Raw genomic sequence first — 556 nt, forward strand, 5'->3', positions numbered from 1 at the left:
GTTGGACGAAAGACCAATCACAAGCTTACCTGCAAAGTGTCTATGGCGGCTTCGAGGGCGGCGTAGGCACCGGTAAAGGGGCATCGCCATTCAATTTAGGCGCCAGTGGCGGCGTGAAATGGTCTGATGATGAACGTACGGCTTACAGCAAGATGAATACCGAGCAAAAGCAGCAGCTTGAGCAAGCCACGCAGCAATACACCGAAGGGGCCAATGCCGTGACCAGTGCCGGCACGCAGGTGGACAATAAAGACACCCGAACGTCGGTTGAGCAGTTTGCGCATGATTTTGCGATTAACGCCAGCAACACCAAGTCTCTTGGTGCAAGTGCATTGCAAAGCCAATCGGACTTGAACGCCCTCTCGAATACTCAAACGCGCCTCGACTCTGGCAGTGCCAGCTTTACGGCCAACGCGATTCAAGGCTTCCAGAATTACTTGGAAAAAGACATAGGATTAAACCAACCAGACGTCCAACGCCTAATGACCGCTTACCAACCGGAAGATATTGCTGATGCTAAAAAGTCTTGGCAAGAATACACACGCACTGAAGAGTT

1 pseudogene is annotated in these 556 nt (G+C 51.6%); it reads left to right on the top strand.

Annotated elements, in window-relative coordinates:
* Positions 1–556: pseudogene (locus AB4503_RS25010) on the top strand (conjugal transfer protein TraG); the annotation flags it as partial.

It is taken from the genome of Vibrio sp. 10N.222.55.B11 (genome assembly GCF_041473705.1).
GTDB classification, from domain to species: Bacteria; Pseudomonadota; Gammaproteobacteria; order Enterobacterales; family Vibrionaceae; genus Vibrio; species Vibrio crassostreae_C.